The organism is Actinoplanes xinjiangensis, from assembly GCF_003148685.1.
Classification (GTDB): domain Bacteria; phylum Actinomycetota; class Actinomycetes; order Mycobacteriales; family Micromonosporaceae; genus Actinoplanes; species Actinoplanes xinjiangensis.
This window is the reverse complement of sequence record NZ_QGGR01000001.1, coordinates 646,635-667,628: the sequence shown is the minus strand read 5'-3', so window position 1 is coordinate 667,628 and position 20,994 is coordinate 646,635. Positions and strand designations below refer to the sequence as shown.

13 protein-coding genes are annotated in these 20,994 nt (G+C 70.9%); 9 read left to right on the top strand and 4 right to left on the bottom strand.

What is annotated here, in order from left to right; genetic code table 11:
* Positions 1–85: 85 nt before the first annotated feature.
* The 3 genes from BC793_RS02960 (at position 86) to pstS (ending at position 9,261) form a co-directional block, all read left to right on the top strand.
* Positions 86–6,493 carry a DUF4011 domain-containing protein gene (locus BC793_RS02960; protein WP_109588942.1) on the top strand — a complete coding sequence of 2,136 codons (6,408 nt, stop codon included), beginning with the start codon at positions 86–88 and terminating at the stop codon, positions 6,491–6,493.
* A gap of 171 nt (positions 6,494–6,664) precedes the next feature.
* Positions 6,665–7,975 carry a hypothetical protein gene (locus BC793_RS49450; RefSeq protein WP_158319187.1) on the top strand — a complete coding sequence of 437 codons (1,311 nt, stop codon included), beginning with the start codon at positions 6,665–6,667 and terminating at the stop codon, positions 7,973–7,975.
* A gap of 245 nt (positions 7,976–8,220) precedes the next feature.
* Positions 8,221–9,261, top strand: coding sequence for a phosphate ABC transporter substrate-binding protein PstS (gene pstS, locus BC793_RS02950; protein ID WP_239169754.1), 1,041 nt, complete (start codon positions 8,221–8,223; stop codon positions 9,259–9,261).
* 606 nt (positions 9,262–9,867) lie between these two features.
* Here the strand turns inward: pstS and araD are convergent.
* The 3 genes from araD to BC793_RS02935 form a co-directional block, all read right to left on the bottom strand.
* On the bottom strand, positions 9,868–10,575 hold the full coding sequence (gene araD / locus BC793_RS02945) for an L-ribulose-5-phosphate 4-epimerase AraD (RefSeq protein ID WP_109588941.1): 708 nt from the start codon (positions 10,573–10,575) through the stop codon (positions 9,868–9,870).
* Positions 10,576–10,735: 160 nt separating this feature from the next.
* Positions 10,736–11,302 carry a hypothetical protein gene (locus BC793_RS49445; RefSeq protein ID WP_158319186.1) on the bottom strand — a complete coding sequence of 189 codons (567 nt, stop codon included), beginning with the start codon at positions 11,300–11,302 and terminating at the stop codon, positions 10,736–10,738.
* Positions 11,303–11,815: 513 nt separating this feature from the next.
* Positions 11,816–12,805: a LacI family DNA-binding transcriptional regulator gene (locus BC793_RS02935; RefSeq protein ID WP_109588940.1), complete on the bottom strand. Its 990-nt coding sequence runs from the start codon at positions 12,803–12,805 to the stop codon at positions 11,816–11,818.
* Between the two features lie 342 nt (positions 12,806–13,147).
* On the opposite strand from BC793_RS02935, the gene BC793_RS02930 reads away from it, so the two are divergent.
* The 6 genes from BC793_RS02930 to BC793_RS02905 all read left to right on the top strand — a co-directional run bounded on the left by BC793_RS02930 (position 13,148) and on the right by BC793_RS02905 (position 20,064).
* Positions 13,148–14,116, top strand: coding sequence for an ABC transporter substrate-binding protein (locus tag BC793_RS02930; protein WP_239169755.1), 969 nt, complete (start codon positions 13,148–13,150; stop codon positions 14,114–14,116).
* A 63-nt stretch (positions 14,117–14,179) separates the two neighbouring features.
* Positions 14,180–15,706 carry a sugar ABC transporter ATP-binding protein gene (locus tag BC793_RS02925; RefSeq protein WP_109588938.1) on the top strand — a complete coding sequence of 509 codons (1,527 nt, stop codon included), beginning with the start codon at positions 14,180–14,182 and terminating at the stop codon, positions 15,704–15,706.
* Entirely contained in the window at positions 15,703–16,728 is a 1,026-nt protein-coding gene (locus BC793_RS02920; protein WP_109588937.1) for an ABC transporter permease, read from the top strand. The genes BC793_RS02925 and BC793_RS02920 overlap by 4 nt, the downstream gene beginning before the upstream one ends.
* Complete coding sequence (yjfF, locus tag BC793_RS02915) at positions 16,725–17,750, top strand: galactofuranose ABC transporter, permease protein YjfF (protein ID WP_170167186.1); 1,026 nt, start codon at positions 16,725–16,727, stop codon at positions 17,748–17,750. The genes BC793_RS02920 and yjfF overlap by 4 nt, the downstream gene beginning before the upstream one ends.
* 34 nt (positions 17,751–17,784) lie before the next feature.
* The gene (gene araA / locus BC793_RS02910) at positions 17,785–19,269 is read left to right on the top strand and encodes an L-arabinose isomerase (protein ID WP_109589112.1); all 1,485 of its coding nucleotides are present in this window, start codon (positions 17,785–17,787) and stop codon (positions 19,267–19,269) included.
* A 60-nt stretch (positions 19,270–19,329) separates the two neighbouring features.
* The gene (locus tag BC793_RS02905; protein WP_109589111.1) at positions 19,330–20,064 is read left to right on the top strand and encodes a ZIP family metal transporter; all 735 of its coding nucleotides are present in this window, start codon (positions 19,330–19,332) and stop codon (positions 20,062–20,064) included.
* Positions 20,065–20,105: 41 nt separating this feature from the next.
* Here BC793_RS02905 and BC793_RS02900 read toward each other — a convergent pair whose 3' ends face one another.
* Entirely contained in the window at positions 20,106–20,801 is a 696-nt protein-coding gene (locus BC793_RS02900) for a laminin G domain-containing protein (RefSeq protein WP_109588936.1), read from the bottom strand.
* Positions 20,802–20,994: the final 193 nt, after the last annotated feature.

Sequence of the window (20,994 nt, the reverse complement as noted above, 5' to 3'; positions counted from 1 at the left end):
CTGGTGGGGGCTTTCTGAGCCGGATACGTCGGATTAACCCGGAAAACCACCACGGTGACCCACCTCGCCTTGCTGGAATGGGCGAATGCGGTGGGATGAAGCTGACGGGTTGACCGGCCGGCCGGACGCACGCGTCCGGGGAGTGCTCGAAAGCTGGCGTGCCGGTCTGCTCGACCTCACCGCCTCCAATCCGCTCATCCACGCGGATCCGTGGGGTCCCGGCGTGGTGGCGATCGACAGTCCGTCGCCGCGCGGCGTCCTGGAGGCCCTGCAACAGGGCCGCGAGTGCGGTTTCCTCGGCGTGGAGGAACAGGAGGAGGGCCCGCGCCCGCGGACCGCCAGCGTGTTCCAGACGCACATGACCGACGCCGAGATGGACGCCACGCTGCGGTCGCTGCGCCGCACCGACCACCGCGACCAGCTCGAGTACGGCATGTCCGCGCTCTACCTGGCGCTCGGCACCCTGCACTGGAAGGACGACGAGCAGGAGTACGCCAGCCCGATCCTGCTCATCCCGGTCGACCTGGTCGACTCCGACCCGCTCGACTACCCACGGCTGCGCGCCCGCCCCGACGACCCGCTCGTCAACCCGGCCCTGGCCGTCCGCCTCAGGTCGCACGGCGTCGAACTGCCCGCGGTGGAGGGCCTCACCGGGCTCGACGTCACCGTCTTCTGGGCCCGCCTGGACGCGGCGATCGGCGACCACCCGGAATGGCGTACCGACGAGGCGATCCTGCTGTCCCGGTTCACCGTGCACCGCGAGGTCGTCTATCACGACCTGGTCGACAACGAGAGGCAGATCCTGGCCCACCCGGTGGTCCGCGCGCTGGCCACCGAGGCCCGCTCGCAGATCGACGCGTTCAAGTTCGAGCCGATCACCGCCCGCCGGATCGACGACGTGGCCTCGCCCGACGACATCCCGCTGGTGCTGGACGCCGACGCGGCCCAGCGGTCGTGTGTCGCGGCCGCCCTCGCCGGGCGCAGCTTCGTCATGCGCGGGGCGCCCGGCACCGGCAAGTCGCAGACCGTCGCCAACATGATCGCCGCGCTGATCCACGCCGGGAAGCGGGTGCTGCTCGTCTCCGAGAAGGCCGCCTCCCTCGACGTGGTCAAGGACCGGCTCGCCCACGCCGGGCTCGACGACTACCTGCTCGAACTGCACAGCGACCAGACCGGGCGCGACCACGTGGCGTCCACCCTGGCGGCCGCCCTCGACTTCATCCCGCTGCCACCGCCCAGCCTGTCCACCGACGAGCGCCAGGAACTGCGCGACCACCGGGAACGGCTGAACGCGTACGCCGAGGCGATGAACGAGGTGCGCGAGCCGCTCGGCCACCGGCTGCACGACGTGCTCGGCATGTGCGCGCAGATGACCGACGTGCCGGCCGCCCCGGTGCCGCCGGTCCTGCCGATCCCGCTCACCACCCAGTCCCTCCAGAAGGTCCGGGACGCCGCCGAACGGCTCGGCCGGGCCTGGCGCCCGGCCGTCCAGGGTGACGCCTTCCTCTGGCGTGACGTCGTCGACCGCAACCGGCTCGACGCCCGCCTGCATCAGGCGCAGACCGCCCTGGAGAACCTGGTCGAGGCGGCCGGCGCCGACCCGCTGGCCGCCGCGTTCCGGGCCCGGCACCTGGCCGACGCGATCGCCCTGACCACGCTGATCGGGCACGCCGCCCGCCGGCCGCCGGAGGCCGCCGACGAGTGGCTCACCCTGGACAGCCTGGAACCGGTGGCCCGCGCCGCCGAAGGCCTGCTGCGCCATCTCAAGTCGCTGCACCAGGCCGAGGACGCGGTCCGGTCCCGGGCCGGCGTCACCTGGTCGGCGCTGCCCACCCCGGGCAAGCTGCCGGTCGTACCGAGTCTCGTGCACCTCGACCCGCCGGCGGTGGAACTGCTGCCGCTCACCGCCGCGCAGGCCCGCGGCCTGGCCCGCCGGTTCGCCGACGACGCCGACCGGCTCGAACAGCATCAGCACAGCCTGGACCGGGTCACCGCCCGGCTCGGCCTGCCCAACGTGGTCGCCTTCTCCGACATCGGCCGGGTCGCGGACATCGTCGACCTGCTGTCCCGGGCCGACAAACCGGAGGCCGGATGGTTCGACGCCGCCGGGATGGCCGCCGCGCACACCGCCACCCGGATGCTCCAGCGTGCCGTCGAGGTGGTGAAGACCGCCGAGGCGAAGGCGCGGGAGCATTTCAACGACAGTGCGCTCGCCCACCCGGTGGACGAGCTGGCCGACCGGTTCGCCAGTGTGCACAAGGGCCTGCGCAAGCTGCGGGCGCCGTACCGGCGGGACAAGAAGGCGGCCGCCGAGATCGCCCGGCCGGACGTCAAACGCAAGCAGGCCGTCGCCAACCTCGCCGCCGCGGCCGCCTGGAAGAAGGCCCTCGCCGAACTCGACGAGACCGAACGCGAGTACGGCCGGATCCTCGGCCGGCACTGGCAGCGCCTGGACACCGACTTCGACGCGATCCGCAACGCCCTCGGCACCGCCGAGGAGGTGATGCGGGTGACCCCGCCGGAGGCCCTGCCCGCGGTCATCGAACGGGTCAGCGCACCCACCCCGAACAGCGCGATCATCCGGATCGTCTCGGAGGCCCGCAAGGAGTTCGACCGGTGGACCGCGGCCCTGCGGCCACCACCCGAGCCGGCCCCGCGCCCGCAGCTCGCGGCCGGGCCCGTCCACGACGCGGTCACCTGGCTACGGGCGCACGTCGAGCCGCTCACCGCCACGGCCGAGCTGGTCCAGGCGTACAGCGTCGCCGCCGGACGGGACTTCACGCTCGCCGAGTCGGCCGCCGTCGGGCTGCTCCGGGAGACCGCCGCCGACGCCGCCGCGGCACTGGCCGCCAACGCCACCGAGTACGCCAGGGTGCTCGGGAACGCGTACCGCGGCACCCAGACCGATGTGGAGGCCCTGGCCACCGCGATGGCCTGGACCTCGGAGGCGCGCCGCATCCGGGTCGGCGTCGACACCGCGCTCACCATCGAGCAGGTCGACGCCCTCGGCCGGTCCCGGCCCACCGACCCGCTGCCGTCCCGGGTCGCCGAGTGGCAGGCCGCCCGCGACTGGATCCTGCGCGCCTTCGCGCCGCGCCGGCACGCCCAGCTCACCACCGCCCTCGACGACTACGACCACGCCCGGCAGCTCCTCCAGGCACTCCTCGAGGACGGCCGGGGCCAGCAGGAGTGGTTCGACCACCAGGCGGCCCGTACGATCCTCGCCGAGCACGGACTCGATGCGGCCGTCGACTTCTGTGCCCGCGAGGACCTCGCGGTCGAGCAGATCCTGCCCGTCCTCGGCCGTGCCCTCTTCCAGTCCTGGGCGGACACCGTGATCCGCGAGGACGACCGGCTCCCCCCGCTGGACGCCGTCGCCCGCGACCGGCTCGTCGAGGAGTTCCGGGTGTGGGACGCCCGGCTCCAGCGGGCCGCGTCCGCCGACGTGATGAACGCGGTCGACGAGAAGCAGCCCTCCGGCACCGCCGCCGCCGAGGCCGCGCTGCTCCGGGCGTCCGCCGCCCAGCAGGGCCGCAAGCTGCCGGTCAGTGAACTGATCGGCCGGACCCGGCACGCCACCCTCGCGGTCAAGCCGTGCTTCCTGACCGTGCCCGCCGACGTGAGCCGCCTCGTCCCGGCCGACCTCACCTTCGACGTGGTGATCATCGACGAGGCCTCGCGGGTACCCGTCCCGGACGCCGTCACCTGCATCTACCGAGGCGCGTCGTTCGTGGTCGTCGGTGACGACCGCCAGCTCACCGCGCTGCCCACCCCGGGGGAGGGCCGGTCCGTGCTGGACCTGGCGATCAGCTGCGCCGCCTTCCCGGTGCTCGACCTGACCACCCACTACCGCAGCCGGCACGAGTCGCTGATCGCGTTCGCCAACCACACCTTCTACCAGGGGACACTCAGCACCTTCCCGCCCGCCGGACCGGCCGGCCCGGACACCGGGGTCCAGCTGTTCCCGGCGATCGCGGAGAACGGGGACGCCGGCATCGCCGACCTGGTCGCCGGCCGGGTCGCCCACCACTTCGTCACCCGCCCCGAACTCAGCCTGGGCGTCATCGCCTGCACACCCGACCTGGCGATGCGGATCGAGGCGGCGGTCGCCGACATGGTCGTGCCGCCCGACGACGACCGGCTGCGCGGCTTCTTCGTCAAGGACCTGGAGACCGTGCAGGGCGACGAACGCGACGTGATCCTGCTGGCCATCGGCGCGGACCTGGGCGGGCTGGCCGGGCCGGACGGCTGGCGGCGGCTCAACGTCGCCAGCACCCGCGCCGCGCGCCGCGTCGAGGTGATCTCCACGATCCGCGGCCGGGACCTGCCGGACACCGAGGAACTACGGCCGCTCGCCGCCTACCTCGACTACGCGACCCGTGGCGAGGCGGCGCTCGGGCTCGACGACTCCCGGCCGGAGGCGCAGACACCGTTCGAGGACTCGGTCCGCGACGTCATCCGGGCCTGGGGCTATCGGGTGCGTACCCGGGTCGGCACCGGCGCCTTCCGGATCGACCTGGCGGTCCGCCGCTCGGCCCGTCGCAACGCCCCGTTCGCCCTCGGCATCGAGTGCGACGGCACCAGTTACGACTCGGCGCCCGCCGCCCGCGATCGGGACCGGCTGCGCGAACAGGTGCTGGAGAGCCTCGGCTGGACACTGCACCGGATCTGGGGCACCGCCTGGTACCTGGACCGCGAGCACGAGGAACAGCGGCTGCGCGCGGCCATCGAGGACGCGCTCGCCGAGTTCCCGCCCGAGGAGCAGGCCGCCGAACTGGACGGGTCCGCGATGCCGGCGACCGCCGAGGAGGAGCAGCGCGAGCCGATCACGCTGGTGCAGACCGAGGACGGGTACGCCACCGCCGAGCCGGAACCCGAACGGGAGCCGGAACCCGAGGTGATCCAGGCGGCCGAGACGGTGGAACCGGAGACCCCGGAGGAGATCGCCGAGCCGGAGGAGGAGGTCGTCCCGGTCGACGCGCTGGGAGCCCTCGACGACGAGAACGACGCCTACCTCACCGGTGTCGACGAGGCCGACGCCTACGTCACCGGTGTCGACGAGGCCGACGCCTACGTCACCGGTGTCGACGAGGCCGACGCCTACGTCACCGGTGTCGACGAGGCCGACGCCTACGTCACCGGTGTCGACGAGGCCGACGCCTACGTCACCGGTGTCGACGAGGCCGACGCCTACCTCGCCGGTGTCGACGACGTGCAGGAGCACATCGTCGAGGAGTGGGCGGCGGAGGCCGTACCCGCCGAAGAGGGGGCGGAGGAACCGGAGACCTGGGCGGCGGCACCGGCGTCTCCCGACGCGGACGGGGCGGCACCGGGCGTTTCGGAGGAGGAACACGAACCTCGGGTGCGGACCGCGATCTTCGAGCGGGTGACCAGGACCGAGATCGAGGAGATCGAGGAGGAGGGGCCGCGGGTCACGGCGGCCGTCTTCGAGCGGGTGACCCGGACCGAGCGGGTCGAGGACCCCGAGGAGCCGCGGGTGCGGCCCGCCGTGTTCGAACGGATCACCCGGACCGGAGAGGCCGAGGAGCTCGACCAGTTCGAGGAGTTCGACGAGCCGCGGGTCGTGCGGGCCACGTTCGAACGGCTCAGCCGTGCCGACGTGGAACGCGCCGAAGCCGAGCGGGTCGAAGCGGTCCGCGCCGCGACGGCCGCCGTCGAAGGGCTCCCGATCGCCGAGCCGGTCTTCGTCTCGCCCGAGTTCACCACCGAGGCGCCGCCCGCGCCGAAGCGCACCCGGGCCAAGCCGGCGAAGAAGACCACGACGAGGACCGCCCCGAAGGCCGCCCCGAAGGCCGCCCCGAAGGCCGCCCCGAGCACCGCCCCGAAGGCCGCGCCGTCGCACGGGCCGGAGGAGTGGGCCCAGCCGTACCGGAAGGCCAGACTCACCGCGCTGCCGGACGGGGCCAACCTGGCCGCACCGGACACCACCCGGCGCATCTCCGACGCGATCCGCCGGATCGCCGCGGTCGAGGGACCGGTGCACATCAGCATCGCCCTCCAGCGGATGCGCGAGGAGTGGGCGATCACCCGGATCACCAAACAGGCCCGCGCCGCCATCGACGCCGCCATCACCAGACTGGCCGCCAAGGGTGACGTGACCTGGGCGGACGACTTCCTCGGTGACCCCGGCCAGCTGGTACCCACGGTCCGGCTCCGGGCCGAGGGGGTGGCCCGCAAGGCCGACCAGATCGCCGGCGCCGAGCTGCGGGTCGCGATGGAACACCTGGTCGCCGATGCCGGCGCGATCGATGTGGACGGTCTGCTCGCCGCGACCGGCCGGCTCTACGGCTGGGCGTCCCGGCGCTCCACCGAACTGGACGCGCGGCTCACCGCCCTGATCGCCGACCTGGTCGCCGAGGGCCGGCTGCACCGCCGGGCCGACGGGCTCAGCGCCGCGCACGGCCTGCCCGACCCGCTGACCCTGCCCCGGCACGACACCGCTTCCACGCCGTCCAGGAAAGTGAGGAGCTGACGCCACCACCCGGCCGATCTCCACGGCCGGCAAAGGGGTGGATCACCATTGAGCGGCGCTCCGCAAAGCGCATATGTCCAGCTCACAGCCGGTGAATAAACGAATAGTGAACGAACGGGAAACGATCGGGCGCGCTGTCGCGCAATTGCGGTAATGGCTTACCGTGACGGCGTGCCCGCGATAGAAATCCGGCGCGACACACCCGGACTCCTGCGTTTGTTCACCGCCCTCACCGCCGTCGTGGCGGTCGTGCTGCTGACCGCCCTCACCGTCGTCATGATCAGCGTCCGCGATCAGGTACGGCTCATCGGCCGCGACGCCGCACCGCAGGCCGCCACCGCCGCCGACCTGTACTTCGCCCTCAGCGACCTCGACGCCCAGGTCACCCGGATCCTTCTCGCCGGAGACGGCGACGAGTCGGCGAGCAGCCGGATCGACGCGCTCGGCGTCTACCGCGACCGCGGCTACCAGGCCGACCGGGACCTCCAGAGCTCGACCGCCGACAGCGCCGTCACCCTGCGCCTGATGGACGGGCTGGCCGTCTACCGTCAGCGGGTCGGCCAGGCCCTCGCCGCCCCGTCCGCGGCCGACCGGCTCGGCTACTGGACGCAGGCCACCAACCTGCTGCACCAGCGCCTGCTGCCGGACGCCCAGCGGTTACGGGAGCAGAGCCAGCGGCGCCTCGACGACGCGTACGCCCAGAAATCCGCCACCGAGACCACCGGAACCGCCGTCGCCGTCCTCCTCGGTGGCGCCCTCGTCGCGCTCCTGATCTTCCTTCAGATCTGGATGGCCCGCCGCTTCCACCGCCTCTGGAACCCGGCACTGCTCGCCGCCACCGCGATCAGCCTGCTACTCGCCCTCTCCGCCACGGTGGTGCTGCAACTCCAGTCGCGGCAGCTCGCCGACGGCCGCGACGCCGGGCTGGGCCCGCACCTCGCCCTGTCCGAGTTGCGGGCCCTCGGCTACGACGCCGCCGCCGACACCGGCCGCTACCTGGTGTCGGCCAACCTCTCCTACTACCGCGACGACTTCACCGCCAAGTCGGACTGCCTGACCGGCGACCCCGCCTGCAAGATCCGATCCCTCGACCGGGCTCTGTCCTCCGGCTCCGCATCGGTGACCGCCGCCGCCTCCGCCCGCGGCGGCCTCGCCCAGGTCGCCGGACCCGTCGCCGCCGGCCGCTGGGCCGCCTACCAGGCCGTCCACCAGCGAATCCTCGCCCTCGCCGACAGCGGCAAGACAGCCGAGGCGGTCGGTCTGCTCACCGGAATCCGGCGCGGCGACGCGGCCTTCGACTTCGCGTACTTCGACGCGTCGGTCGCCGACGCCACCGAGACCCGCCGGCAGCACTTCGACCGGTCGCTGCGCGCCGCGGAGACCACGCTGACCGGTTGGTCCTGGTTGCCGACCCTCTTCCTGACGGCGGTCCTCTCCTTACTACCTCTGGCGGTACGCCCACGCCTGGCCGAATACCGATGAGGCGTCCACCCGCTCGGCGCTTCCGCGCAGGCCTCCCTCCCCGTGGCACCTTCCCTTACGCGCCCCCACACCATGCGCCTTCGCGCCGCTGTGGGTTTGCGTGCCACCGTGCGTCTTGGTCGCACCGTCCTTCTTTGCGCCGTCGTCCGCCGGAGTGGCGTCTCGCCTGCCCGCCGCCCGTACCGGTGGTCCGGGAGCCTCTCCGGTCGAGAGCGGGAGGTTCTCCAGTTGAGAGGTAGGAAGGTATGAGGCTGCGAGTTCTGGCAGTCCTGGCCCCGCTCGTCCTCGCCCTGACCGCCTGCGACACCCCCGCCGAGCCGGAGCCGCCGATCGCCTGTGCCTCCGGTGCCGTCTCCGGGCAGGGCTCCTCGGCACAGACGAACGCGGTCAACGCCTGGATCAAGGCCTACCAGATCGCCTGTGCCGACGCCGCCGTCGCCTACACGAGCACCGGTTCCGGCGCCGGCGTCCGCGCGTTCATCGAGGGAACCGGCGACTTCGCCGGCACCGACACCCCGCTCGCCGGGACCGACCTCCAGCGCGCCGGCACCCGGTGCGGCGGCCCGGTCGTACACCTGCCCCTGGTGATCGGCCCGATCGCGCTCGCCTACAACGTCGCCGGAGTGGGCGATCTCCGCCTGACACCGCAGACCATCGCCGGGATCTTCAGCGGAACGGTCACCGCCTGGAACGACCCCGCCATCGCCGGGGACAATCCCGGTACGGTCCTGCCCGCCACGAAGATCCGCACCGTCCACCGCTCGGACGGCTCGGGCACGACCGCCAACTTCCTCCGCTACCTGACCGCGGCGGCCCCGTCCAGTTGGCCGCACGGCTCCGGCAGCGACTGGCCCCTCCCCGGCGGCGACGGCCTGCGCGGCAGCCACCGTGTCGTCGCCGCGATCGCCCGAACCGACGGCGCCATCGGCTACGTCGAATCCTCCTACGCCCGGGTCACCGACCTGCCGACCGTCCGGGTCGGCACCCCGGACGGCAGCTGGGCCCAGGCCACCGACGAGGCGGCCGCCCAGACGATCGCCTCCGCCCAGGTGTCCGACGACCTGCGCCTGGAGATCGACTACACCGCCGCCACCGCCGGCGCCTACCCGATAGTCCAGGTCACCTACGAGCTGGTCTGCCGTACCAAGATCACACCGGTGACCCGCAGCTTCCTGACCTACGCCGCCGGAAGGGCCGGCCAGCAGGCCGCCGAACAGGCCGGATACGCCCCACTGCCACCCGCCCTCCAGACCCAGGTGACCCAGGCGATAGCCACCCTCGGCTGACCCCGCCCCGCTCCCCAGCACCGGCCCACCGCACCCCAGCGCCCGCCCGTTACGCCACAGTCGGCCGAGGGGCAGCGGTGGTGGAAGCGCACAATGCGCGATCGTGTGTCCTGGCCGTCGTGATGACGATGGTGGACGCTCACGCAAGGCCGCCCGTGTGCTCGCATCGCGGTAATGGCGACGGTGCGCGCTCACGATCGCCGATCGTGTGCCCGCATCGTCGCCAGTTGTCGCCTTGCTGGTTCGGCCACGACGAACCGGCTGGCGCTCACCGCTGTCTCGGCACCCGGGAGACAGCGGTGAGCGCCAGCCGGACGAGACCCGCTAGCAGGTGGGACGCCACCCGGCGCAGTTCTGTGGGAGCCGGAAAGCGCGGCTCGGGTTGACGAAGCGCGGGCAGCCGAGCGCTGCGCCTGCGGGCAGGGCCGGGGAACGGCCGAGCGAGGGCCTTCAGCCGGGACATCAGAGCAGTCGCGCCCCGACTGCCGGTACGGTTGCCGGGCCGGATGGGGAGCACACCGAGCGTGGTGCGCCTGCCCGGCCGGGCGGAGGTGCCTTTCCGGACCGGGGTGGGGTCGGGGCAGGTGGGCGTACCCGATGAGGGGTTTAGGGGCGGGGGTTGCCGTAGTAGGCGCCTGGGCCGTGTTTGCGCTTGAAGTGGCGTTCCTGCAGGTGGGCAGGGGTGCTCGCGGTCGGGTTGAGGGCGAGCGTCTTGAGGGCCATCTCGGCGACGGCTTCGAGGATGATGCCGTGTTCGACGGACTTCTGCGGGGTGGCGCCCCACGTGAACGGGCCGTGGTTGGCGACGATGGCCGCGGGCATGGCGGCGGCTGCCTCGTCGTCGCCGATGTGTTCGATGATGACGCGGCCGGTGTTGAGTTCGTAGTCGGTGGCGCACTCCTCGGGAGTGAGGGTGCGGGTCACCGGGACCGGGCCGTTGAACGTGTCGGCGTGGGTGGTGCCGAGGACCGGGATGTCCCGGTTGGCTTGGGCGAAGGCGACCGCGTTCGTGGAGTGGGTGTGGGTGACGCCGCCGATCGAGGGCCAGGCCAGGTAGAACGCGCGGTGGCTCTCGCTGTCGACGGACGGGCGCAGGTCGCCGGCCAGGACCTTGCCGGTCTGCAGGTCGACGGGGACCAGGTGGTCCTCGGTGAGTTCGTCGTAGGCCACCCCGGACGGCTTGATCAGGTAGAAGCCGCCCTCGCGGTCGATACCGCTGACGTTGCCCCAGGTGAGCTGGGCCAGGCCGGCCTTGGGGATGGTCTGGTTGGCCAGCAGCACGGCCCGGCGCAGGGCCGGCGAACCGTAAGTCACGTCGTCTTCTCCTCGACCGCCGGATGTTAGCGCTCACGATAACCGAACCGATGTGCTTCGACACAAGGCCGAAACGCGCCGAACTTGACCGCCGGACGGCATGTTAGCGCCAACAGGCCGGGTCCGTGGGGGCCACCTCGGAACTGACGCTACCCGTAATTCAGTGGCGGGTGGCCTGGGTTACCACACGGACCATGTTGCGCAGGCGGGAGCGCAGACCACCGTCCGCGACCGGTTCCGAGCGGGCGTTGGAGGAGCGGGCCGGAGGCGTACGCAGGTTGCGGGGCAGGCCGTTGGGTGCCGTTCGCTGACGTGGGACGGTGTTGGCCGGGGCGCCCGGGGTCCGCCAGGTGAAGGTCACCCCGTCGAGGACGATCGTCTGGCCGGCGGCGCAGAGCCCGGAGGACAGGTCGGTGGTGCCGCCCCGGCTGGGCGGACCGGTGGTGCGGCCCTGGCCGGACAGGTCGGTGGTGCCGCCCCGGCCGGACAGGTCGGTGGTGCCGCCCCGGCCGTAGATGATCATCAGGCTGGTCTCGGCGGCGGGTGCGGTGGTGTGCACCGCCCACACCTCGCCGTGCCCGCGGAGCCGGGTGGCGCTCGTGGTCAGAAGGGACGCCCGGCCGCGCAGCGGGACCACCAGCTCGCGGCCGTTGGCGTCGCGGATGTGCAGGGTGCCGGAGAGGCGGGGTGATCGTCGGCGGAACCATCCGTTCGATCCGGGAGCCACGTGCTCACCGTCCCTTCACGACCGCGTCATGGGCAGGGGCGCGACGTGACCGCCCGGCACCGGGGCACCGGGAATCCGCGAACGGTGTGTCGTCGTCGAGCACTCCTCGGACTGTAGTGGCGTGACGCCAGAGCGCAATGGGTCTCACCGGCGAGGATGAGCCCGGACGAGGGAGCGGCGGCACGCAAGAAAGACGCGGCGGAGAGGAAGCGCGGCGCGCAAGAAGAGGCGGCGCGCAAGAAGACGCGGCGCGCAAGAAGACGCGGCGCGCAAGAAGAGGCGGCGCGCAAGAAGACGCGGCGCGCAAGAAGACGCGGCGCGCAAGAAGACGCGGCGCGCAAGAAGAGGCGGCGCGCAAGAAGGCACGGCGGGGGAAGGCGGGCCGGAAGAAGGCGCGGCGGGGAAAGGCGCGGCGGGGGAGGAGACGCGGCGGGGGGAAGGCGGGGCCGGAAGGGGGGCGCGGCGTGGACCCGCCCCCGGACCGGGGTGCTGGCGCCGGTCCGGGGACGGGAGTCAGTCCCGAGGGGGTGCCGCGCTGGCCCGGGGGTTCAGGCGGGGCGCCACCACCACGTCCTCGGGCGAGTCCCCGTCCGGCAGGCCGAGGTTGTGCAGCAGCAGGGCGAGGGCCCGCCGGCCGAGTTCGGCGAAGTCCTGGTGGACGGTGCTGAGTGGGGGCATGAAGTAGCCCGAGTCGGGCATGTCGTCGAACCCGACGACGCTGACGTCGTCGGGTATGCGGCGTCCGGCCTCGTGGAGGGCGCGCAGCACGCCGAGGGCGATGCGGTCGTTGGCGCAGAAGACCGCGGTGACCGACGGGTCCCCGGCGAGCTTGCGGCCCTGCTCGTAACCGGCGGCGGCGTCCCACCACCCGGTGGTGATCGGCGGTACGACGGCGCCGGCCGCGTACAGCGTCTCCCGCCAGCCGTCGACGCGGGCCTGGGCCTCCGGCCAGTCGAGGGGGCCGGCCACGTGGTGCACGGTGGCGTGGCCGAGGTCGAGCAGGTGCTGGGTGGCGATGCGGGCGCCGGCGGCATTGTCGACCCGTACCGTCGGGAATCCGGCCTGGCTGTCGCCGCCGACCGCGACGCAGGCCATCCCGGTGGGGGCGTGGGTGAGTGCCGTGGTGACGGCGGGTTTGGGCGCGATCGCGATGATGCCGTCGACGCCGTGCTGGACCAGCCGGTCGACGGCTTCGAGTACGGGCCGGTGCGACAGGTCCCGGACGGTGGCGACGCTGACCAGGTAGCCGGCGGCCCGGGCGGCGCTCTCGATGCCGTAGAGCATCGACTCGGGGCCGAACAGGGTGGTCTCGAAGCCGACGATGCCGAGGGTGCGTGACTCCCGGGTGGCGAGGGTGCGTGCGGCCAGGTTGCGCCGGTAGTTGAGCGACCGCATCGCGGCGAGCACCCGTTCCCTGGTCTCGGCGCGCACGTTGGGATGCTCGTTGATCACGCGCGACACGGTCTGGTGCGAGACGCCGGCGAGTTTGGCCACGTCACGCATGACGCTGCCACGCTCTATGCCGGATCTCGGCCGGGGCGCAGTCGCGGGTGGTTCGGGGGCCGGATCAGTGCTCGGCACCTGTTCAGATGTCGCCATTGGACGATTCCTAGCAGCTTCGGTTCGATCACCACGGGTGAGGAGGGGCGTTCTGCAACAGATCCGAAACGTTGATCCGGATCTCTTGACGAGCGGGATGAGAACGGTAACACTCCAGAAACGCAAGCTGTGACGGCGGTCGCAGAAGGACGCCGATCTCCGCGGATTTGGGCTGGTAGCCCTACCCGCTGCTTAATTTGTGAACGGTAACAGTTTCTGGAGGTTGTAGTGCGTAGGACCTTGTCTGTGGCGGTGTTCGGTGGCCTGCTGGCCGTATCCGCTCTTGCCGGTTGTGGTGACAGCGACGGCGGCGCCGAGGGTGGTGGCGGCGACGACGGTCAGATCGTCCTCGGTTTCTCCCAGGTGGGTGCCGAGAGCGGCTGGCGTACCGCGAACACCGAGTCGATCAAGGCGTCCGCCACGGCCGCCGGGATCAAGCTCCAGTTCTCCGATGCCCAGGGCAAGCAGGAGAACCAGATCAGCGACATCCGTGGCTTCATCACGCAGAAGGTCGACGTCATCGCCTTCTCGCCGGTGGTCACCTCCGGCTGGGACGCGGTGCTCAAGGAGGCCAAGGACGCCGGCATCCCGGTGATCCTGACCGACCGCGCCGTCGACTCGCAGGACACCTCGCTGTACCAGTCGTTCATCGGCTCGGACTTCAAGGTGGAGGGCACCAAGGCCGGCGAGTGGCTGGTCAAGGAGTACGAGGGCAAGACCGGTGACGTCAACATCGTGGAGCTCCAGGGCACCACGGGTTCGGCTCCGGCGATCGACCGGCAGACCGGTTTCGCCGACGCCATCAAGGCCAACCCGAACCTGAAGATCGTCAAGTCGCAGACCGGTGACTTCAAGCGTGCCGACGGCAAGACGGTCATGGAGACCTTCCTGCAGTCGGTCCCGAAGATCGACGTGCTCTACGCCCACAACGACGACATGGGCCTGGGCGCGATCGAGGCGATCAAGGCGGCCGGCAAGAAGCCCGGCCAGGACATCAAGATCATCACCGTCGACGCGGTCAAGGACGGCATGACGGCGCTGGCCGCCGGCGAGATCAACTTCATCGTCGAGTGCAGCCCGCTCCTCGGTGACCAGCTGATGGAGACCGTCAAGGCGGTCAAGGACGGCAAGCCGGTGGAGAAGCGGATCCTCACCAAGGAAGGCACCTTCACCCAGGAAGAGGCCAAGGCGGCTCTGCCCACCCGCAAGTACTGATGGATTGCCCGCAGGTCGCCCCGGTTCGCCGGGGCGGCCTGCGGAGCTCGAAACGGAGCCATAATGGGCGAGCAGTCCCCGGTCCTCGAGATGACCGGGATCAGAAAAGTCTTCCCCGGCGTCGTCGCCCTCGACGGCGTCGATTTCCGTTTGTTCCCGGGTGAGGTTCACGCCCTCATGGGCGAGAACGGTGCCGGCAAGTCCACCCTGATCAAGACGCTGACCGGTGTCTACGAGATCGACGGTGGCGAGATCCGGCTCGGCGGCGAGCCGGTGCGGATCTCCGGGCCGCTGGCGGCCCAGCAGGCCGGCGTCAGCACGGTCTACCAGGAGGTCAACCTCTGCACCAACCTCTCCGTCGCGGAGAACATCTTCATCGGCCGCGAGCCGCGCAGGTTCGGCAAGATCCAGTGGGGCAAGATGCGGCAGCGCGCCGCGGAGCTGCTCGCCCGGCTCGACCTCGACCTCGACGTGTCCGCGCCGCTCAGCTCCTATTCGCTGGCGATCCAGCAGATGGTCGCCATCGCGCGCGCGATCGACATCGACGCCCGGGTGCTGATCCTCGACGAGCCCACCTCCAGCCTGGACACCGCCGAGGTGGCGCAGCTCTTCCGGGTCATGCGCCGGCTCAAGGAGTCCGGCGTGGCGATCCTCTTCGTCTCGCACTTCCTGGACCAGATCTACGAGGTCTCCGACCGGCTCACCATCCTGCGCAACGGCCAGCTGATCAGCGAGCACCGGGTCGACGAACTGACCCAGGTGCAGCTCGTCGAGAAGATGATCGGCAAGGAACTGGCGGCGCTGGAGGACCTCGAGGACAAGGCACAGAGCAACCGCGAGCGGTCCGCCGAGGCCAAACCGGTCCTGGAGGCGAAGGGCCTCGGCCGTACGGGTGCGATCGCACCGTACGACCTCACCATCCACGAGGGTGAGGTGGTGGGGCTGGCCGGCCTGCTCGGATCCGGTCGTACCGAACTGGCCCGCCTGCTCTTCGGCGCCGACCGGGCCGACACCGGCGAGGTGCTGGTGGACGGTAAGCGGATCAACCTGCGGGACCCGCAGGTGGCGATGAAGCACCGGATCGCCTTCTCCTCGGAGAACCGGCGTGCCGAGGGGATCATCGGCGACCTCAGCGTCCGGGAGAACATCATCCTGGCGTTGCAGGCCTCCCGCGGCTGGACGCGCCCGATCCCGCGCAAGAAGCAGGACGAGATCGTCGACAAGTACATCAAGGCGCTGCAGATCCGGCCCGCCGACCCGGAGCGCCCGGTCCGCAACCTCAGCGGCGGCAACCAGCAGAAGGTGCTGCTCGCCCGGTGGCTGATCACCGAACCCCGGCTCCTGATCATCGACGAGCCGACCCGCGGGATCGACGTCGGCGCCAAGGCCGAGATCCAGCGCCTGGTGGCCGAGCTGTCCGACGGCGGCATGGCGGTGCTCTTCGTCAGCGCCGAGCTGGAGGAGGTCCTCCGGCTCAGCCACAAGATCGCGGTGCTGCGGGACCGGCGCCTGGTCGAGGAACTGGAGAACACCGCGGACGTCGACGCCGACCGCATCATGCAGACCATCGCCAGCGGAGCAACCTCATGACGACCATCCTCAAGAACCGGCTGTTCTGGCCGGCGCTGATCCTGGCGGTGATGCTCGGGGTCAACGCCTTCACCTCCAACCAGTTCATCGCGATCCAGGACGGCCACCTCTTCGGCACCCTGATCGACATCCTCCGCGGCAGCGCGCCGCTCATCCTCGTGGCCCTGGGCATGACGCTGGTCATCGCGACCGGCGGCATCGACCTGTCGGTCGGCTCGGTGATGGCGATCTCCGGCGCGGTCGCCTGTCTGCTGATCAGCGACCTGGACAACCAGAACAGCCTCGGTGGCGTGTTGATCGCGATCGGTGCGGCGATCCTGGTGTCGCTGGCCGCCGGTCTGTGGAACGGCACGCTGGTCGCCGTGGTCGGCATCCAGCCGATCATCGCGACGCTGATCCTGATGGTCGCCGGCCGTGGCCTGGCCCAGCTCTTCACCGAGGGCCAGATCATCAACGTGCAGTCCGGGCCGTACTCGACGCTGGCCTCCGGGTTCTTCCTGGCCCTGCCGGTAGCCCTGCTGATCGCCGCCGCCGCGGTGGCGCTGACCGTCCTGCTGACCCGGCGCACCGCCCTCGGCCTGCTGCTGGAGTCGGTCGGCGGAAGCCCGACCGCCAGCCGGCTGGCCGGCATCAGCGCACGCCGGATCACCGTGATGGTCTATGTGGTGGCGGGCGCGTTCGCCGGTCTCGCCGGCCTGATCGCCAGCGCCGACATCAAGAGCGCGGACAGCATCTCGGCCGGCAACCTGATCGAGCTCGACGCCATCCTGGCCGTGGTCATCGGCGGCACCGCGCTCATCGGCGGCCGGTTCTCGATCGCCGGCACCGTGCTCGGCGCGATCATCATCCAGACCCTCAAGGTCACCGTGGTCGCGGTCGACATCCCGGCCGAGGCCAACCTGCTGTTCAAGTCCGTCGTGGTGGTGGCGCTCTGCCTGTCGCAGTCGCCGGACTTCCGGGCGAAGGTCTTCGGGCGTTTCACGTCGCGCCCCGCTGCTGAGAAGGTTGGTATCCCGGCATGACCACCATGGACATGACTCCGGTCACCAAGGACGGTGGCGGCCCCGAGCTGAACAAGCGGCGCCGGGTCTACAAGCCGAACACCAAGTACATCCCGATCCTGGCGACGCTCTTCCTGCTGGTCGTCATGTACAGCACCGGCGTGGCGAACTACCGGAACTTCGACGACCCCAGCGTGATCGTCAACCTGTTCCGGGACAACGCGGTGCTGCTGGTCGTCGCGGTCGGTATGACCTTCGTGATCCTGACCGGCGGTATCGACCTGTCGGTCGGCGCGGTCATCTCGCTGACCACGATCCTGACCGCCACGCTGCTCAAGGCCGACTGGCCGCCGCTGGTCGTGCTGCCGGCGGTGCTCCTGCTGGGCGCGCTGATCGGGGCCGGACAGGGAGCGGTGATCCACTTCTTCAAGGTGGAGCCGTTCATCGCCACGCTGGCCGGGCTCTTCCTCGCCCGCGGCGCGGCCCTGACCATCAACGACGAATCGGTCCCGATCCGCGACGACATGTGGCGGGAGATCTCCGACTTCCGCATCGTGCTGGCCGACGGCGTGGTCACCAAGCCGATCGCCATCATCGCGATCCTGTCGGTGCTGGCCGCGGCCGCGGTGCTGGCGTGGACCCGGTTCGGCCGCAACGTCTACGCGATCGGCGGCAACGCCGACTCGGCGCTGCTGATGGGTCTGCCGGTGGGCCGGACCCGGATCGCCGTCTACACCCTCAGCGGCTTCTGCGCGGCGCTCGGCGGTGTGCTCTTCAGCATCAACTCCACCTCCGGCTGGGCCCTTCAGGGCAACGGCATGGAGCTGGACGCGATCGCCGCCTGCGTCATCGGTGGAGTGCTGCTCACCGGTGGATCCGGCTTCGTGTGGGGCACCCTGCTCGGTGTTCTGGTCACCGGCCTGATCCGGACGATCATCAACTTCCAGGGCGATCTGAACGCGGCCTGGAGCCGGATCATCATCGGTGTGCTCCTCTTCGCCTTCATCGTGATGCAGCGGCTCGTCACGAGGAAAGCGAAATAACGGCATGACCAACAAGTACGAGAAGGGCGACCACATGAGCAACGGGGAAATCTGGTTCCTCACCGGCAGCCAGGGTCTCTACGGGCCGGAGACCCTGGAGCAGGTCGCCTCCCAGTCCCGCGAGATCGCGGGACAGCTGGACGCGCAGCTGGACGCGGACGTGGTCTGGCAGCCGGTGCTGACCAGCGCGGAGCAGATCCTGGAGATCTGCCGGCGGGCGTCGTCGACACCCGGTGTGCTCGGCGTCGTCACGTGGATGCACACGTTCTCCCCGGCCAAGATGTGGATCGCCGGCCTGGACGCGCTGCGCGCCCCGCTGCTGCACCTGCACACCCAGCACAACGTCGAGCTGCCGTGGTCCGAGATCGACATGGACTTCATGAACCTCAACCAGGCCGCGCACGGCGACCGGGAGTTCGGGTTCATCGAGGCGCGTCTGGGCGTACCCCGCAAGACGGTCGCCGGGCACGTCAGCAACCCGGCCGTGGTCGCCCGCATCGCCACCTGGGTCAAGGCCGCCCGCGGCTATGCCGCGATGCGCAGCCTCAAGCTGGCGCGTTTCGGTGACAACATGCGCGACGTGGCGGTCACCGAGGGCGACAAGGTCGAGGCTCAGCTGCGGTTCGGCGTCTCGGTCAACACGTACGGGGTGAACGACCTCGTCGCGGTGGTCGACCAGCAGCCGGACGCCGAGATCGACAAGCTCGTCGAGGAGTACAAGGACACGTACGACGTCGCGCCGGAGCTGCTGGGGGAGCGGCTCGAGTCGCTGCGCTACGGCGCTCGGATCGAGCTGGGCCTGCGGCAGTTCCTCACCGAGGGTGGTTTCCGCGCGTTCACCTCGAACTTCGAGGACCTCGGCGGTCTGCGGCAGCTGCCCGGTCTCGCGGTCCAGCGCCTGATGGCCGACGGCTACGGGTTCGGCGGTGAGGGCGACTGGAAGACGTCGGTCCTGGTGCACACGCTCAAGGCGATGGCCCCGGGTGGCGGTACCTCCTTCATGGAGGACTACACCTACGACCTCACCCCGGGCAACGAGGTGATCCTGGGCGCGCACATGCTGGAGGTGTGCCCGTCCATCGCCTCGGCCAAGCCGAAGCTGGAGATCCACCCGCTCGGCATCGGCGGCCGGGAGGACCCGGTGCGCCTGGTCTTCGACGCCGCCCCGGGCAAGGCGATCGTCCTCGGCCTCGCCGACCTGGGGGAGCGGTTCCGCCTGGTCGCCAACGAGATCGAGGTGGTACCGCCGACCGCGCCGCTGCCGAAGCTGCCGGTCGCCCGGGCCGTCTGGAAGCCGGCGCCGTCGCTGTCCACATCGGCGGAGTGCTGGCTGACCGCGGGCGGCCCGCACCACACCGTGATGTCGTCGGCGGTGGGCGCGGAGGAACTGGCCGACCTGGCCGAGATGGTCGGCACCGAGCTGCTGATCATCGACGAGGCGACCACCACCCGGTCGTTCGTCAAGGAGGTGCGCTGGAACCAGGCGTACCACCGGCTCGCCCGGGGCTTCGGCCGCTGAGTCACCGGTCACCCCGCCCGGATGGTGTACCGGGCGGGGTGACCGGGAATGCTCGTCGGCATGCCCGGTTGGTTGGAGGCGGGCGGTTGGGGTCTGCTGGCCGGTTCCGCGCTGCTGCTCGGCGCGGCGGTCGGCTACCTGGCCGACATCTCGCGACGGATCATCGCGTCGATCATGGCGTTCGGCGCCGGTGTGCTGCTGTCGGCGGTCGCGTTCGAGCTGGTCGGTGAGGCGTACGAGCAGGCCGGTATGGAGTGGACCGCCTCCGGGGCGATTGCCGGCGCCCTGATCTACACCGGGTGCAACGTGCTGCTGGCCCGCCGCGGGGCACGTAACCGGAAACGCTCCGAGGATCGCAAGGACGACGGCTCCGGGCTGGCGCTCGCGCTCGGTGCCCTTCTCGACGGCATCCCCGAGTCGATCGTCATCGGCACCAGCCTGCTCGCCGGCGGCGGGGTCGGTACGGCCACCGTGGCGGCGGTCTTCATCAGCAACGTTCCCGAGGGGCTGTCCAGTGCGGCGGGCATGCGGGCGGCGGGGCGGAGCCGGGCGTACGTCTTCGGGCTCTGGGGCGGGATCGCGCTGATCAGTGGCCTCTCCGCGATCGCCGGCTACACGATCTTCGCCGACGCCCCGGCCGCCCTGCTGGGCTGGATCACCGCGCTGGCCGGCGGCGCGATCCTGACCATGGTCGCCGACACCATGATCCCGGAGGCATTCGAGGACGCCCACCTGCTGATCGGCCTGATCACGGTGACCGGTTTCCTGCTGTCCTTCGCCCTGTCGCACCTCTGATCCCGGCCGGTCCGGTGCATTCGTGGTGACCGGAGGATCCGTCAGGCGGCCTCGATCGTGATCCAGTCCAGGTCGCCGGCGTAGTAGTCACAGCCGACCTCGACCTGGTCGCAGTCCAGCTTGCCGCCGATCGTGACCGGCCAGCCGTTGCCGATCGTGCCGGTCCAGCCCTCCCGCGACGCGGCCGGGAAGCCGTCGATGGTGAGCAGGACCCCCTCGCGCAGCCGGACGCAGCGGACCACATGCCACTCACCATCATTGATCTTGTACGGGGCGCGCAGCTCGATGGTCCCCCGGCTACCGCGGTAGGTGCAGGTGGCGCGGCCGTCGGGGATCTGCACCTTCCAGCTCCCGCCGGAGACGGTGGCCTGTCCCTTCTGGATGACGTTGCCGAACTTGTGGGTGGTCCGCAGCCGGACGGTCACGGCGAAGTTCCGGTCGCCGGGGTCGAGGTCCGAGTGGTCGGCGACGCTGACCAGATGGCCGGGCCGGGCGGGCGGGGTGTCCGGTTCCCGGCGTGCGAACCGGTAGCTCATCTCGTACCCCGCGGACAGACCTGTGCCGACCTCCGGTCCGATCTGCCCGTGGTGCCCGCGGCCGCTGGTGTCGGTCATCCAGGTGCTGCCGGCCGTCTCCTCCATCGGCCAGACCGCCATCCGGAGGTCGTCGCCGCTCGCGGCCGCCGCTTCCGGAGTGGCGGCGACGAGGAAGAGGCAGCTCAAAAGGGCGGTACGCATGGATCGTCCTCCGATGGGCCGGACACAAGATCCAATTCAGGCTAATACGCCATCTGTCGTAATTGGACTCGAATGGCCGAAATGTAATCGTCCGCGGACCCTCGCAAACCGGCAGCTCAGCTTGGTAGCATCCGCCGATCATGGCCACGCGCCGGCCACCCCACTCTGCCGGTCGTCGACCTCACCCCTCGAG

Bases quoted from the DNA above. Each gene is read 5' to 3' on its own strand.
- BC793_RS02920 (WP_109588937.1), top strand. From the start codon at position 15,703: ATGACGACCATCCTCAAGAACCGGCTGTTCTGGCCGGCGCTGATCCTG.
- BC793_RS02900 (WP_109588936.1), bottom strand. From the start codon at position 20,801: ATGCGTACCGCCCTTTTGAGCTGCCTCTTCCTCGTCGCCGCCACTCCG.
- BC793_RS02960 (WP_109588942.1), top strand. From the start codon at position 86: ATGCGGTGGGATGAAGCTGACGGGTTGACCGGCCGGCCGGACGCACGC.
- pstS (WP_239169754.1), top strand. From the start codon at position 8,221: ATGAGGCTGCGAGTTCTGGCAGTCCTGGCCCCGCTCGTCCTCGCCCTG.
- BC793_RS02905 (WP_109589111.1), top strand. From the start codon at position 19,330: ATGCCCGGTTGGTTGGAGGCGGGCGGTTGGGGTCTGCTGGCCGGTTCC.
- yjfF (WP_170167186.1), top strand. From the start codon at position 16,725: ATGACCACCATGGACATGACTCCGGTCACCAAGGACGGTGGCGGCCCC.
- araA (WP_109589112.1), top strand. From the start codon at position 17,785: ATGAGCAACGGGGAAATCTGGTTCCTCACCGGCAGCCAGGGTCTCTAC.
- BC793_RS02935 (WP_109588940.1), bottom strand. From the start codon at position 12,805: ATGCGTGACGTGGCCAAACTCGCCGGCGTCTCGCACCAGACCGTGTCG.
- BC793_RS02925 (WP_109588938.1), top strand. From the start codon at position 14,180: ATGGGCGAGCAGTCCCCGGTCCTCGAGATGACCGGGATCAGAAAAGTC.